The organism is Glaciimonas sp. Gout2, from assembly GCF_035018905.1.
Classification (GTDB): domain Bacteria; phylum Pseudomonadota; class Gammaproteobacteria; order Burkholderiales; family Burkholderiaceae_D; genus Glaciimonas.
This window is the reverse complement of sequence record NZ_JASJXA010000007.1, coordinates 157745-171654: the sequence shown is the minus strand read 5'-3', so window position 1 is coordinate 171654 and position 13910 is coordinate 157745. Positions and strand designations below refer to the sequence as shown.

General features: G+C 49.5%; 15 protein-coding genes. 12 read left to right on the top strand and 3 right to left on the bottom strand.

What is annotated here, in order from left to right; all coding sequences use genetic code 11:
- Window positions 1-341: 341 nt before the first annotated feature.
- The 7 genes from glp (at window position 342) to QN379_RS07610 (ending at window position 7307) form a co-directional block, all read left to right on the top strand.
- Window positions 342-1574 (top strand): gephyrin-like molybdotransferase Glp, encoded by a 1233-nt coding sequence (gene glp / locus QN379_RS07640; protein WP_322237802.1) that lies wholly within the window; start codon window positions 342-344, stop codon window positions 1572-1574.
- A gap of 87 nt (window positions 1575-1661) precedes the next feature.
- Entirely contained in the window at window positions 1662-1922 is a 261-nt protein-coding gene (moaD, locus tag QN379_RS07635) for a molybdopterin converting factor subunit 1 (RefSeq protein ID WP_322237803.1), read from the top strand.
- Window positions 1923-2121: 199 nt separating this feature from the next.
- The gene (locus tag QN379_RS07630) at window positions 2122-2769 is read left to right on the top strand and encodes a LysE family translocator (protein WP_322237804.1); all 648 of its coding nucleotides are present in this window, start codon (window positions 2122-2124) and stop codon (window positions 2767-2769) included.
- Window positions 2770-2837: 68 nt separating this feature from the next.
- Entirely contained in the window at window positions 2838-3287 is a 450-nt protein-coding gene (moaE, locus tag QN379_RS07625; RefSeq protein WP_322237805.1) for a molybdopterin synthase catalytic subunit MoaE, read from the top strand.
- A gap of 184 nt (window positions 3288-3471) precedes the next feature.
- Window positions 3472-6075, top strand: a complete 2604-nt coding sequence (gene clpB, locus QN379_RS07620) for an ATP-dependent chaperone ClpB (protein ID WP_323506392.1) — start codon at window positions 3472-3474, stop codon at window positions 6073-6075.
- A 365-nt stretch (window positions 6076-6440) separates the two neighbouring features.
- Window positions 6441-6752: a Dabb family protein gene (locus QN379_RS07615; protein ID WP_322237807.1), complete on the top strand. Its 312-nt coding sequence runs from the start codon at window positions 6441-6443 to the stop codon at window positions 6750-6752.
- A 105-nt stretch (window positions 6753-6857) separates the two neighbouring features.
- Window positions 6858-7307, top strand: a complete 450-nt coding sequence (locus QN379_RS07610; protein ID WP_322237808.1) for a PaaI family thioesterase — start codon at window positions 6858-6860, stop codon at window positions 7305-7307.
- A gap of 194 nt (window positions 7308-7501) precedes the next feature.
- Here the strand turns inward: QN379_RS07610 and QN379_RS07605 are convergent, their stop codons facing one another.
- The 3 genes from QN379_RS07605 to QN379_RS07595 are packed head-to-tail and all read right to left on the bottom strand — an operon-like array spanning window position 7502 to window position 9600.
- A complete protein-coding gene (locus QN379_RS07605; RefSeq protein WP_322237809.1) occupies window positions 7502-8227 on the bottom strand; it encodes an NRDE family protein in 726 nt (241 codons plus the stop codon).
- Window positions 8218-8520, bottom strand: a complete 303-nt coding sequence (locus QN379_RS07600) for a DUF4936 family protein (protein ID WP_322237812.1) — start codon at window positions 8518-8520, stop codon at window positions 8218-8220. The genes QN379_RS07605 and QN379_RS07600 overlap by 10 nt, the downstream gene beginning before the upstream one ends.
- A 30-nt stretch (window positions 8521-8550) precedes the next feature.
- Window positions 8551-9600, bottom strand: coding sequence for a folate-binding protein (locus tag QN379_RS07595; RefSeq protein ID WP_323506391.1), 1050 nt, complete (start codon window positions 9598-9600; stop codon window positions 8551-8553).
- A gap of 123 nt (window positions 9601-9723) precedes the next feature.
- On the opposite strand from QN379_RS07595, the gene mltG reads away from it, so the two are divergent.
- The 5 genes from mltG to QN379_RS07570 all read left to right on the top strand — a co-directional run bounded on the left by mltG (window position 9724) and on the right by QN379_RS07570 (window position 13771).
- Window positions 9724-10710 carry an endolytic transglycosylase MltG gene (gene mltG, locus QN379_RS07590; protein ID WP_322237815.1) on the top strand — a complete coding sequence of 329 codons (987 nt, stop codon included), beginning with the start codon at window positions 9724-9726 and terminating at the stop codon, window positions 10708-10710.
- A gap of 165 nt (window positions 10711-10875) precedes the next feature.
- A complete protein-coding gene (tmk, locus tag QN379_RS07585) occupies window positions 10876-11484 on the top strand; it encodes a dTMP kinase (RefSeq protein ID WP_322237817.1) in 609 nt (202 codons plus the stop codon).
- A gap of 103 nt (window positions 11485-11587) precedes the next feature.
- Window positions 11588-12631, top strand: coding sequence for a DNA polymerase III subunit delta' (locus tag QN379_RS07580; protein WP_323506390.1), 1044 nt, complete (start codon window positions 11588-11590; stop codon window positions 12629-12631).
- Between the two features lie 220 nt (window positions 12632-12851).
- Entirely contained in the window at window positions 12852-13229 is a 378-nt protein-coding gene (locus QN379_RS07575; RefSeq protein WP_322237819.1) for a PilZ domain-containing protein, read from the top strand.
- A gap of 2 nt (window positions 13230-13231) precedes the next feature.
- Window positions 13232-13771 (top strand): GNAT family N-acetyltransferase, encoded by a 540-nt coding sequence (locus tag QN379_RS07570; RefSeq protein WP_323506389.1) that lies wholly within the window; start codon window positions 13232-13234, stop codon window positions 13769-13771.
- The last annotated feature ends 139 nt before the right edge of the window (window positions 13772-13910 follow it).

Below are 13910 nucleotides of genomic sequence, written 5' to 3'. Positions count from 1 at the left end.
AGCTGTCAGTCGGGAATTGTTGGAAGACATGTTTGAGCGTAGCGAGTTGGTCTTTCAACCCGACTGGCGGCTGAAATGCTTGGGAACCCGCAGGGCAGCGTCAGTTGCGGTCGCCTTCTTTTTGGTTACGTTTTCTTGGCGGGGGGCGCCGAGCCAAGCAAGAAAAAGTAACTGGCTGTCGGGCCACCCCCGACAAGCGTCCACGGAGTAGAAAATTTATTATTTAACGACGACTGAACTGAACTGAACTGAACTGAACTGAACTGAACTGCATCCGCCCCACCCAATCAACCCAACCTAAAATAAATAATCCAAAAACCAAATTAACGGATCAACACTAGATGCAAAAACCACCAATGCTCACCGTAACGGCTGCACTAGATCTCCTACTAACCGCCGCAAAACCAATAACCGACATAGAGATCACCCCAACGCTATCGGCCAACGGTCGCATCCTGGCAAGTGCACAAACGTCACAACTAAACGTCCCCCCAGCCGACAACACCCAAATGGACGGCTACGCAGTACGCGCAGAAGATTGCGTGAGTGGCGCTGCACGATTGCCAGTATCGCAACGCATCCCGGCAGGACACGTTGGGCAACCGTTACAGCCCGGCACCGCCGCAAGGATATTTACCGGCGCGATGATTCCTGCCGGTGCCAACGCGGTCGTGATGCAGGAAATGTGCACCACAGACGGCGATGCAGTGATAATCAATCACGCACCCAAGTCTGGTGAATGGATACGTCGCGCAGGCGAAGACATTCAGGCTGGCAAAGAAATTCTTCCAATGGGTACACGACTGCAAGCACAACATCTTGGATTAGCGGCATCGGTCGGATTGGCACATTTGCCAGTCTTACGTAAATTACGGGTCGCGGTGTTTTTTACCGGTGACGAATTGGCGATGCCCGGCGAGACGTTAAAAGCCGGTGCAATCTACAATTCAAATCGCTTCGTGTTGCGCGGGCTACTGGAAAATTTGGGATGCGAACTCACCGACTACGGCATAGTTCCCGATTCGCTCGCGGTGACCCGTGACACATTACGTCTGGCTGCAGAAAAGCATGATCTGATTATTACATCTGGCGGCGTATCCGTTGGAGAAGAAGACCACGTTAAACCAGCGGTAGAAGCGGAAGGCCAACTAAATATGTGGCAAATCGCGATGAAACCTGGCAAGCCATTGGCTTTTGGTGAGATCAACCGGATCGGTGACGACCGTGTTGGCACTGCGTTTTTTATGGGTTTGCCTGGTAATCCAGTATCCAGTTTCGTCACATTTTTATTGTTTGTTCGACCTTTCATCTTACGTTTGCAAGGTTGCAATAACGTAGCGCCGGAGACCTACGCGATGCGCGCAGATTTTGCCTGGACAAAGGCTGATCGTCGCCAGGAATTTTTACGCGTAAAATTCAATGCAAGCGGTGGTCTTGATCTATTTCCGCATCAAGGTTCGGGTGTGCTGACGTCGACTGTCTGGGGCGATGGTCTGGTGGATAATCCCGCTGGAGAGACCATTGCCGTTGGCGATGTCGTGCGTTTTTACCCATTTTCGGCGTTACTGCGCTAGAGGAATAACCTTGATTTACCTTTGTTATTTAAATCAACGACCTTGCGTGCAAGCAGGTCACGCTCGATTATCAAGTTGGAAAATGCCATGAAGATTCAATTACGTTTTTTTGCCAGTGTGCGTGAAGCCTTAAACCTGACGCAAGAGACGATCGATGTGCCAGAAGAAACCGTGCATACGGTCGGCGATGTCCGTGTTTATTTACGCGCGCGAGGCGGGGTGTGGGAAGATATTTTGGGAGATGGCAAGGCGTTGCGGATGGCTTACAATCAAATCATGACGACCGCTGATCAGCCGTTGACTGAGGATTGTGAAGTGGCGTTTTTCCCGCCCGTGACCGGCGGTTAAGTAGTGGATAAGTAGAAGATGAGTAGTGGCTAAAGAATGGTTGTTGATTGATTGAAAAACAATTAAAAGCAACAGGATGGCGTCAGCTCATGTCTTTTTTAGCCGTAGTATTTTGCGTAAAATAAGGTTGGCCAAAGGCATACTATCAATCTTGTCCTTGGCGCGTGGTATTTTTTCAATCTGATTTGGTAAGGATCGTATGCAACTTCAAGCGTGGCTTTTTTATCTTGCTGCTGTGGCCGTTTTGGTAGCGACGCCCGGCCCAACGGTCCTTAATTGCGTCACGAATGCGGTTAATTTTGGCGTGCGCCGGGCGCTGTTTGGCGCATTTGGTAGCTTGACAGCGGTTTGTCTGGTGATGACCGTGTCTGCTTTTGGATTGGGTGCTGCCTTAGCGACCTCAGAAAAAATATTCTTGATTATCAAGTGGTGTGGTGCCGCGTATTTAATTTATGTAGGTGTAAAAGCCTTTCGCTCGCGCCAATCAAACTTTGAGGTCGAAAGTGACAATGCTGAAGTCAAAACAACTTCGCCACGATTGCTATTGCGCTTATATTTAAATGGTTTTTTGGTGGGCGCTAGTAATCCCAAAGCGCTTCTGTTTTTTACTGCGCTATTCCCTCAATTTTTGAATCCGCAAGCACCACAAGTGCCGCAATTCCTGATTTTGGGTTTGACCTTTATTTGCTGCGAATTGGCTGGTCTGACGTTTTATTCCAGCTTTGCCGTACGGGCCGCACCGTGGTTGCGTGCGCAAGGGCGCGCCCGCCTGTTCAATCGGGTCTCAGGATGTGTTTTTATCGGGGCCGGTGCCTTGTTGGCGACTGTGAAGCATAGCCCTAAGTAATTCGGCTGTATTGGTTACGTTGGATCGCATGTAAACTATTTAAAAGGATCACCGTTCAGGTTCGCACTATGTCTATACGTATTCAAACCGCTGATTTTGATCTCTCTGCAGAATTGCTTGCATTGCGGCAGAGCAATCCAAAAATTGGTGCGGTCGTCAGTTTTGTCGGGGCAGTGCGCGATATCAACGCTGGCAGCGCTGTCGCAGAGATGACGCTTGAGCATTATCCCGGCATGACCGAAAACGCATTGACGGCAATAGTGGAGCAAGCCCGAATGCGCTGGGAGTTTGTTGACGCGTTGGTCATTCATCGCGTCGGACCGCTATTGCCTATGGATCAGATCGTGCTGGTGGCGGTTGCTTCGTCGCATCGCGGAGAGGCTTTCGCCGCTTGCGAATTCATCATTGATTATCTGAAAACCGAAGCGCCGCTCTGGAAAAAAGAACGGACGCCTGAAGGCGAGCGATGGGTTGATGCACGCGAGAGTGATGACTCCGCTCTACAAAAATGGCGCTAAAAATGCGTAAGTAATGCTAAATAGTACTTAATTACGCTAAGCAATAATAAGTGCCGATAAAAAATTTAAAATTTAATATTTGGCAACTATACTTTATCAGCATGCTTGAAAAGCATCGTTGAGCCCCAATTTTCTGTCTAGATGATGTAATAGACTCTATGTAGCGGACATTTTGGAGGGAACCATGCGTTTCGATAAACTCACCACAAAACTGCAGGAAGCAATTTCGGATGCCCAAAGCCAGGCAGTCGGAAATGATAATCAATATATAGACCCGATTCATGTCCTGATTGCGTTGCTTAATCAAGATGACGGTAGCGCTCGTTCGCTATTGCAACGCGCAGGGGTGAATGTTGCCGCGCTGTCAAGCGGATTAAAGGCCGCGTTGGAGCGGTTACCAAAGGTTTCAGGCAACGGCGGTGAAGTCCAGATTGGTCGTGAATTACTCGGCTTGCTGAATCTGGCAGATAAGGAAGCGCAAAAGCTTGGCGATCAATTTATCGCTAGTGAAATGCTGCTGCTTGGATTGCTCGATGATAAATCGGACGCCGGTAAATTGGCGCGCGAGCACGGACTGACGCGTAAGGCCCTTGCGGCGGCGATCAGCGCCGTGCGCGGTGGCGATAATGTGGCCTCGCAAGATGGCGATGGTCAGCGCGAAGCGTTAAAAAAATACACACTTGATCTGACTGAACGTGCACGTCAGGGCAAGCTTGATCCCGTGATTGGTCGTGATGATGAAATCCGTCGGGCGATTCAGGTTTTGCAACGCCGTAGCAAAAACAATCCAGTATTGATAGGCGAGCCGGGCGTCGGTAAAACTGCCATCGTCGAAGGATTGGCACAACGCATCGTCAATGGCGAAGTGCCGGATAGTCTGAAATCCAAGCGTGTATTGTCGCTGGATATGGCTTCGTTGCTGGCGGGCGCAAAATTCCGTGGTGAATTCGAAGAGCGTCTAAAAGCAGTGTTGAAAGAAATCGCGCTCGACGAAGGGCAGACAATTGTTTTTATCGATGAACTCCACACCATGGTTGGCGCTGGCAAAGCAGAAGGGGCGATGGACGCTGGCAATATGCTGAAACCCGCATTGGCGCGGGGCGAGCTGCATTGTGTCGGCGCGACGACGCTGGACGAGTATCGCAAATATATTGAAAAAGATGCTGCGCTGGAACGCCGTTTTCAGAAAATTCTGGTGGATGAGCCGTCCGTGGAGGCGACGATTGCGATCTTGCGCGGTTTGCAAGAAAAGTATGAAGTTCATCATGGCGTGCAAATCACCGACCCTGCAATCGTTGCTGCGGCTGAATTGTCGCATCGTTATATTACGGATCGATTTTTGCCGGACAAGGCTATCGATCTGATCGACGAAGCGGCAGCCAAGATCAAGATCGAAATTGACTCCAAACCGGAGGTCATGGACAAACTTGACCGTCGTTTGATTCAGCTTAAGATCGAGCGCGAGGCAGTAAAAAAAGAAAAAGATGAAGCTTCTCAAAAGCGCTTGAGTTTGATCGAACAAGAAATCGAAAAATTGGGGCGAGAATATGCGGACCTGGAAGAAATCTGGAAATCCGAAAAAGCCAGCGCCCTTGGTAGCCAGCATCTGAAGGAAGAGATTGAGAAGTTGCGCCTGCAAATTGATGAGGCGACGCGTAATAGCGATTGGCAAAAAGTTTCCGAGTTGAAATACGGCAAGATGAATGAGCTTGAGAAGGCGCTGGAAGTGCAGCAGAGGCAGGATGCATTTGCAGAGGCGCACCCTGATTCAGGCGCTAAACCGCGTTTGGTACGGACGCAGGTTGGCGCCGAAGAAATTGCAGAAATCGTTTCGCGATCTACCGGTATTCCGGTCTCCAAGATGATGCAGGGCGAACGAGAAAAACTGCTGAAGATGGAGGATGAATTGCATCGCCGCGTGGTGGGCCAGGATGAGGCCATCGTCGCTGTATCGGATGCGATCCGTCGTTCACGGGCGGGACTCAGCGATCCGGATCGGCCTTATGGTTCCTTCATGTTTTTGGGGCCAACCGGCGTCGGAAAAACCGAGCTGTGCAAGGCGCTGGCTGGTTTTTTGTTTGATACGCAGGATGCGATGATCCGTATCGACATGAGCGAATTTATGGAGAAGCATTCGGTCTCGCGTTTAATCGGTGCGCCGCCGGGCTATGTGGGTTACGAAGAGGGCGGCTATTTGACCGAGGCGGTGCGTCGCAAACCGTACAGCGTGATTTTGCTGGACGAAATTGAGAAAGCGCATCCCGACGTTTTTAACGTTTTGTTGCAGGTGCTGGATGATGGGCGCATGACCGATGGTCAGGGTCGCACAGTCGATTTCAAAAATACGGTGATTGTGATGACGTCAAATTTGGGATCACATCGCATTCAGGCCATGGAGGGTAGCGATCCGGCAGAGGTGAAATTGGAAGTTATGGGTGAAGTCAGGAATCACTTCCGTCCTGAGTTCATTAATCGCATCGATGAAATTGTGGTCTTCCATGGCCTTGATGAAAAAAATATCGGTGCCATCGCCAAGATTCAACTGAAAATTTTGGAGCAAAGGCTTGGCAAGTTGGATATGCAACTTGATATTTCCGAGAGTGCTTTACAAAAAATCGCGGAAGCGGGATTCGATCCGATATATGGCGCTCGACCACTAAAGCGCGCCATTCAGCAGCAAATTGAAAACCCGCTGTCCAAGCTCATATTGGAAGGGAAATTTGGGCCTAAAGATAGTATTCACATCAACGTTAAGGATAGTGAACTGATTTTTAATAAGGTGTCTTAAATCCTGAGCGCATTGCAGGAAACGGAGTCGATAAACTGATCTTGTCGAAATCGTTCAATCGTTAAAACAAAGAGCCACGAGATCCAACTCGTGGCTCTTTTTTTGTTTCATATTTCGCTGTCAACAGCCGGTTGCCATGCAAAGGGTAGCTAATGCGCATAGCCTAAAAAGACGACCGAAAAAATGACATAAATCCCGCCCGTAAGAAAATGACTGTCCAAAACGCTGTTTTTTTCGTCCATCAATTGCTAGCCTGAATTGCAGTTCGCCTCTTGCTAAAAACGAATCTGACTTTTCAGCTACACTTCAGCGCTTTGCTCGGAAAACCGCGATATTAAACTTCATTAACGGACAAATTAGTCATTATGGCCATTACTCTCAAACATATTGTTATGTGGAAATTGAAGGATCACGCCGAAGGTGCCGATAAGGCGACCAATGCGATTAAGTTAAAGGCATTGCTGGATAGTTGTGCGGCGATAGTTCCTGGCATTCTGCTATTTGATGCCGCAATTGCACAGGACGGCTTAGAGGCGACTTATGACGTGATATTAAACGCGGAATTTGCCTCACGCGAAGTACTGGAAGCGTATCAGAATCATCCCACGCACATTGCGATCAAGGCGTTCGTTGGTGCGGTGCGTGAAGCGCGACAATGTTTCGATTACGAGAGCTAAAATGCGCAATCGTCGTTGAACGCTACATTTCGGTAGTATCCGTTATTTCTGTGGTGTCCCATCGTTTTTTGCGTCAATTTACATCACTTTTTATAGTTAGCCTCTATGTTTCCCAAAGAAGTTTTCCCGCTCGATAATCCCTTTTTGAAGTACATCGGCGTCGAGTTTGTAGAGATGGGTGAGGGGACGGCAACACTGCAGCTGGATTTGCAGCCGCATCATATGAACAGCGGTCAGGTAACTCATGGCGGCGTGACGATGACCATGCTTGATGTGGTGATGGCGTTAGCCGGACGTACGCTGAACCCTCAAGCAAGTACTGCTGTCACCGTTGAAATGAAAACCAGTTTTTTGCAGCCGGGCGGCCGCATCGGCGGTCACCTTGTTGCTAAAGGCAAGGCTTTTCATCGCTCTGCGACGATGTGTTTTTGCGAAGCGGAATTATGGAATGATGAGAAACTGGTCGCAAAGTCGCTGGGTACTTTTAAATATCTGAAAAATATAACCAATGATCGCAAGGTTCTGCGCGAGTTTGATGGCGGAGCGGATGCCTAACAAAGGACAGACAAGGGGCTAGCTAAGCTTTCTATAGGCGCTTTGGGTTTCGTTGATTTATGGCGTTATATATTTCCCATATTTGCATACGCCACGTATTTGCCTGAAGTTAATATTTAAACGGTTACGGCAGGCAATCCACCCTTTTGATTGCGGTCGCTACCTGCCCCTTTTTGCCGCTTGCCCTTTGTTGATTAATGCACCGGCCGCTCGTCCAGTACAGCCGTGCCGCACGCGTGCAGTTTTACTAATGTTGAGGTACGCGTGCCGTAATCTGGCGAGCTAATAAATACCGAGGATAGCAAACGCTCCTTTTCGATGCCCACTCCTGTCGATGGCAAGCGGCAATCACCAGCGATCGTGGTGTCGGTCAGCATGTCAAAGTAGGTTTCGTCCGGTGCGCCTTGACATAGCAAGCTGGCAAATTGCGCCTTTGTTCTGACCACTTTCGGCCAGCAGACATCCAGCAACGCGTTAGACAAACCATATATGCCGGCGGGCAATGGCTTCCCGTTTCGTGGGTCGGCCTCGCCTTTGTTGGAATACCAAACTAAGTCCTGGCCATCATGAATAAGCAAGTTAAAGCCGTTATAGTCGTTTGCACCCACGCTGATCTGCGCAATATATTCTGCTGCGGTTGCTTTACTGCTGAGAAAATCAGCCACTAATCCGCCTCGGCTGGGCGCGTTCTCATGGCGTTCTGCCGGCGCGCGAACATTCGTTATCGCGGCGAATCGGCCGGTTCGACTAATACCAATCCAGGTCCCGCCATTTTGGAGGTCACGTCCTGCATAAATATCGGGACGATCTTCCCACCAGTTTGCAGGTGCGCTGGGTCGTGCGTAAAACTCGTCACGGTTGGCGGCTGCGATTAACGGCAGGCCCGGAACGACTTTCCAGGAAAAAACGATTAGGCACATAATGAACCAGTAGCAAAAGATTCAGAAATAAAAAATTCGGTGTGACGTGGGCCTTCAATCAAGGTAATCACGCCACTTTGCACAACCGCTTGCGCGACATGCGACGTAAAATTGTCCGGTACTTCCAGATAAACCTCCATCCAGGTATGTTGCCCGTTTTCGGCCTCCGGTCGCCGTTTTAACGCACAGGAAATCTGAAAATCACGAGACAGTTTAGTCTGCATCGCGGTCGCCATTTGCATCAATTGCGTAGCATTGGTGGCCGCTACGCGGTAATAAATATAAAGATCCATACTGATCCAACATCCTGTTGCGATAGACGTTTATGACAGCTTGACGGCCGGTGCCACAGGATCCGGCATGGCATAAGGTAGCGGAATAAAGCTTAATTGCGGTCCGCTGGCAGAGCCAATATGCACGCTTCCATTGTCTAGTGCCGCCAGTTTGATTTCCAGGAGGCAGGTGGTTGTTTTGCCATTCGGGTCAAGTCGCTCCGCGTTGACAATCATGCCGCAAGGTTGCAAAGGGTCGGCGCTGGAGAATACTTCGGTACCAGCGTCTACGTCAATTGCATCAACGTTTGCCAGTACTGCGCGGCGTTTGAGTTTACCTAAATATTGACTGCGCGCGACGATTTCCTGGCCGGGATAACAGCCTTTCTTAAAATTGACACCGCCTACCACTTCATAGTTGATCATTTGCGGGACGAACTGTTCTTGCGTCGCCAGCGTAATTTGTGGAATCCCGGCTTGAATCTGCCCGAGACGCCATACGCGATCATCCACTACCGGCAATGTTTCGGACAATGGTGTCCATGCAGCGATAGCGATTTGCTGCGATGCGATCCATTGATATCGGGCTACGTCATTGGCATCGCTGCAGCGGATTAACGTACCGTTTGCGTTGTCGATTTTGGCATAAGGGGCAGTTGGTAAGTCAGTGAACCATGGTGCTAAAGCAGCGCCAACTGCCGTCCCGCCAAGCCCGATCACCGCATACTCTTCGGTGACGTCCGCTAATTTTGCCTTGGAGCGCATCACAAACATTTGCAGGCGCTTCTGGACCGCTGCCTGAATAGTTCGCGGAAGTTGCAGAAAGATGGTCTGATCGCTCTTCCACATTAACAAAGTCGCCAGCAAACGTCCTTTTGGCGAACAGTAACCCGCAAGCCGGATTTGATCCAATGGCAATTGCGCTACATCGTTAGTCAATTGGTTATGCAAAAAATTGGCAGCTTCGTCGCCAGTTAGCGCGATCAGCCCAAGATCCGTTATCGGAGTAACAAAATTACCTTCTGCATCCGGCATTGTTTGCAGATTGTTGGTGGACTGTTGGTTCAAAAACTCTTGCCAGGTGGTTACAATTTTAGTCATAAAAGTGGGGCATTTTCAATTCAGCGATTATCATGTTGGGTTGATTATAGTGATGTCTCAAAAAGGCGTCGGGTTTAACCGATTTTCGACATCCTGAACTGATTTAGAAAAACCGCGGAGCGATTGACTTTGTTTAAGAAATTAGTGTTAAGTATTGTTGTACTGGCATTGCTTGCCGTTGGCGGTTTGGCTTATTGGGGCAGACAACCGGTGTTTGAAACTGGCGATCCGATACCCTTCACGATTAAATCGGGTAGCGGGCTGGATAGTGTCGTGCAGCAAATCGCCAGCGCAGGCGTTCCCGTCAACCCTGAAATATTAGGTATTCTGGCGCGATTAACAGGGAAAAGCGGCAAGCTTAAGGCAGGTAGTTATGAAATAAAGCCCGGTACCACGCCTTTGCGCCTGATCACCCAATTAGTGCGCGGCGAATTTGCGCAAGAGTCATTGACGGTCATTGAGGGATGGACTTTTCGTCAAATGCGACAAGCAATTGCGGCACAGAGCGCGCTGAAGCACGATACGCAATTGCTGTCGGACGCTGAACTGATGGCCAAAATCACACCTGACTACACACTGCCGGAAGGCCTGTTTGCACCGGATACTTATTTGTTCGCAAAAGGGTCGAGCGATTTGCAGGTCTATAAACAAGCGCATGCACTGCTATTAAAAAGGCTTAATAGTGCATGGGAGAATCGTGATCTGTCTGTCCCTTACAAAAGCCCGTATGAGGCACTGATCATGGCGTCGATAGTCGAAAAGGAAACGGGACGCAAAGCGGAGCGTACCAATATCGCCGGTGTATTTGTGAATCGATTACGCCTCGGAATGTTGTTGCAGACCGATCCGACGGTAATCTACGGCATGGGAGAGCAATATGAGGGACGCATCCGCAAGCGCGATCTCACCACCGACACGCCTTACAATACCTATACACGTGCCGGTCTGCCGCCGACGCCAATTGCGTTGCCCGGAGATGAGTCATTGCACGCTGCCATGAATCCCGCCAAAACGGATGCGTTATTTTTTGTCGCCAAGGGTGACGGCAGCAGCCATTTCTCAAGCAGTCTTGGTGAGCATAATCAGGCCGTGAATAAATATCAGCGATGACTTCGGTGCTGAATCGTTGCGGCTGCCGTTGCTACTATTCAGCGTTAATCAAAGGGCAATCAATGGTATTCATCGACATTGCAGGACATTGCCTTGCATTATCACGTATTTGGTCGGTTACACTATGACAAACAAAGAGTTACTTACGGAAATGTTCAGAGATCTATGACATCTGCAAAATTTATTACCTTTGAAGGTATCGATGGGGCGGGGAAATCAACGCACATCGGCTACGTTACTGAATTATTACGCAGTCGTGGACTGATCGTAGTTACGACCCGTGAGCCCGGCGGAACGGCACTGGGCGAAGCATTGCGTGAATTGGTCTTGCATAAAAAAATGCATCTTGAAACCGAGGCTATGCTGATGTTTGCATCCCGCCGCGAGCATTTGGCGCAAGTCATTGAGCCGGCATTGGCACGCGGCGATTGGGTCGTTTCTGACCGTTTTAGCGATGCGACGTTTGCCTATCAGGGCGGCGGCAGAAAACTTTCTCTGAATAAATTGGATGTTTTAGAGCAATGGGTACATCCACATTTGCAGCCGGATCTAACGCTATTGTTTGACGTGCCATTAGAAGTGGCGCGGGCACGTTTGGATGCGACGCGTGATCTGGATCGGTTTGAACAGGAGAAGGCAACATTTTTCGCCGATACGCGTGCGGAGTATTTGCGTCGAGCGGCGCAGTTTCCTGCCCGTTTCCGGGTAATCGATTCGACACAACCTATTGCTGACATTCAGCGAGGCCTGGAAAAAATCATCGCGGCTTTGTAACGGGGCGTGATTGCCGGACCGGTGGTCTAGTATTAGCGTTGGCGTACACTTGCCGAGTTGCCAACAAAGTAATTAATTAATGGATTGAGTGATTGTTAAATTAATGAGTAATTTGATATTCCCATGGCAAAGTAATGCTTGGCAGCAGCTGCAAGCAATGCGCGCCCGCATGCCGCACGCGATCTTGTTTCACGGTGCTGAAGGAATTGGTAAAACCATTTTTGCCGAGCAATTTGCACAGTCGTTATTTTGCGATGCGCCACTAGCGGATGGTCACGCCTGTGGCGTTTGTCCATCATGTGGCTGGTTTGTTCAGCATAATCATCCTGATTATCGTCGGGTGCGGCCAGAAATTTTGGAGGATGAGGATGCACGCGATGTCGGCGACGGGGCCGACGATGGAGGGGATAGCAAAAAAACTGCAAAGTCGACTAAAGCGCCATCGAAAGAAATTAAGATTGATCAAATTCGTGCGTTGGCCGGATTCATGAATATTTCTACGCATCGTCAGGGGCAACGGGTAGTGGTGCTGTATCCAGCAGAAGCGCTAAATGCCGCCGCCGCCAATGCCCTTTTAAAAACCTTGGAAGAGCCACCGCCGAACACTGTATTTTTGTTGATTTCGAATAGCCTGGATCGGTTGTTGCCGACGATATTATCGCGCTGCCGTAAATTTCCAATGCCGGTTCCTTCACGTCAGGAGGCGCTTCTCTGGTTACAACAACAAGGTGTCGCTGATGCTGATATGTGGCTAGCCGAGCAGGGTGGCGCGCCGTTGACCGCACAGATTCAGTCACAAAGTGAAGGGCGTGAACTGATCAACGAGTTGTTAGCTTATCTGAGTGCGCCCGGTATTGATGGGGCGCTGAAATGCGCGGAACGCTTGCAGAAAACGCCCGTGGTAGAACTACTCGGTTGGCAGCAGCGCTGGCTCTATGATTTATTTTCGCTGAAAATGACCAACACCGTTCGCTATTATCCGCGCCATCAAAAGGCTCTGGTTACCCTTGCCGCAAGGACACAAACGGGTGATTTGTTGCGTGGATTAAAGGCTTGTAACGAGCGACGGGCGATTGCGGAGCATCCGTTATCTGCGCGGCTTTTTATTGAAGATATGCTGTTGGATTATGCAAAAATATTTGCCTGAGTCTTGTTCTCGGCATTAATTTCAGAAGTATCGACAGATTGTTCCGACGCGGTTTATTGAGAACTTACTGATGAAGACGGTATGATGGTACGTCAGGCTGATGCCACTTGTGCGATGTCGCTAGTAAGTGAAGTGAACGCAATGTTGCGATCGGGGGTCACATTGCCAGCAAACATGCGTCATGCAATCGCGGGTTTTAATTATTCGAAAGGGAAAGCACATGGCAGAAAATTCAATCGTTGGTGGTGGTGTAAGGTTAGCCAGACCCTCGGTTTTATCCCTGGCGATCAAGGAGAAATCGGCTTTATATGCGGCTTATATGCCGTTTTTAACCTTTGGTGGGGTGTTCGTGCCGACCAACAAAGCGCATGTTATTGGAGATGAGATTTATTTGATTCTCACTTTGATGGAAGACCCCGCAAAATATCCGATTGCTGGCAAAGTCGCCTGGATTACACCATCCGGCGCAAATAATAACCGGGCCCAGGGGATTGGCGTTCACTTTCCAGATGATGATGGTGGACATAGATTACGTACTCGTATTGAAGAAATTCTTGGCTCCGCACTGAGTTCCAGCCGACCTACTCACACTTTATAAATATGAAATATCATCACAGAATCGCCACGCAACAGGATCTCATCGCCATAGTTGCAATCTACAACAGTACCGTCGCCTCGCGTGAGGTGACGGCCGATACAGAGCCGGTTTCGGTTGAATCGCGTCAAGCCTGGTTCGATCACCACAACGCAACTTTGCGTCCGTTATGGGTTGTTGAGCAGGAACTTGATCAATCCGTCGATCAATCGGTTGATGATGCCGCCTCGCCTGCCATCGTTGGATGGTTGTCGTATTCTGATTTTTACGGTCGTCCCGCCTACGCTGGAACTGCTGAAATTTCGATCTACATACATGAAGTCGCGCGTGGCAAAGGGATTGGCCGTTATCTGATGGAGCAGGCTCTGACTTATGCACCGCAAGCTGGGGTTCACACTTTGCTGGGTTTTGTCTTCGGTCACAACGCGCCAAGTTTGAAATTATTTGAAGTATTTGGGTTCGAGCGCTGGGCCAACATGCCAAGGGTGGCAACGCTTGATGGCATTGAGCGCGATTTAGTAATATTAGGCAAGCGCGTCGCATAAATTTATGCTGGTTGTGCGAGCGCTATTTGTACTATCCATTTGTTTTGCTTGATCGCGGGATTGCCAACTCGTTAGATAAATCGATACAAATCAATTCCACGTCCAGTAATAATGTGCAGCATGTCTATCCGCAGCCTCC

Coding starts and splice junctions, on each gene's coding strand:
- glp (WP_322237802.1), top strand. CDS start 342: ATGCAAAAACCACCAATGCTCACCGTAACGGCTGCACTAGATCTCCTA.
- moaD (WP_322237803.1), top strand. CDS start 1,662: ATGAAGATTCAATTACGTTTTTTTGCCAGTGTGCGTGAAGCCTTAAAC.
- QN379_RS07630 (WP_322237804.1), top strand. CDS start 2,122: ATGCAACTTCAAGCGTGGCTTTTTTATCTTGCTGCTGTGGCCGTTTTG.
- moaE (WP_322237805.1), top strand. CDS start 2,838: ATGTCTATACGTATTCAAACCGCTGATTTTGATCTCTCTGCAGAATTG.
- clpB (WP_323506392.1), top strand. CDS start 3,472: ATGCGTTTCGATAAACTCACCACAAAACTGCAGGAAGCAATTTCGGAT.
- QN379_RS07615 (WP_322237807.1), top strand. CDS start 6,441: ATGGCCATTACTCTCAAACATATTGTTATGTGGAAATTGAAGGATCAC.
- QN379_RS07610 (WP_322237808.1), top strand. CDS start 6,858: ATGTTTCCCAAAGAAGTTTTCCCGCTCGATAATCCCTTTTTGAAGTAC.
- QN379_RS07605 (WP_322237809.1), bottom strand. CDS start 8,227: ATGTGCCTAATCGTTTTTTCCTGGAAAGTCGTTCCGGGCCTGCCGTTA.
- QN379_RS07600 (WP_322237812.1), bottom strand. CDS start 8,520: ATGGATCTTTATATTTATTACCGCGTAGCGGCCACCAATGCTACGCAA.
- QN379_RS07595 (WP_323506391.1), bottom strand. CDS start 9,600: ATGACTAAAATTGTAACCACCTGGCAAGAGTTTTTGAACCAACAGTCC.
- tmk (WP_322237817.1), top strand. CDS start 10,876: ATGACATCTGCAAAATTTATTACCTTTGAAGGTATCGATGGGGCGGGG.
- QN379_RS07580 (WP_323506390.1), top strand. CDS start 11,588: ATGAGTAATTTGATATTCCCATGGCAAAGTAATGCTTGGCAGCAGCTG.
- QN379_RS07575 (WP_322237819.1), top strand. CDS start 12,852: ATGGCAGAAAATTCAATCGTTGGTGGTGGTGTAAGGTTAGCCAGACCC.
- QN379_RS07570 (WP_323506389.1), top strand. CDS start 13,232: ATGAAATATCATCACAGAATCGCCACGCAACAGGATCTCATCGCCATA.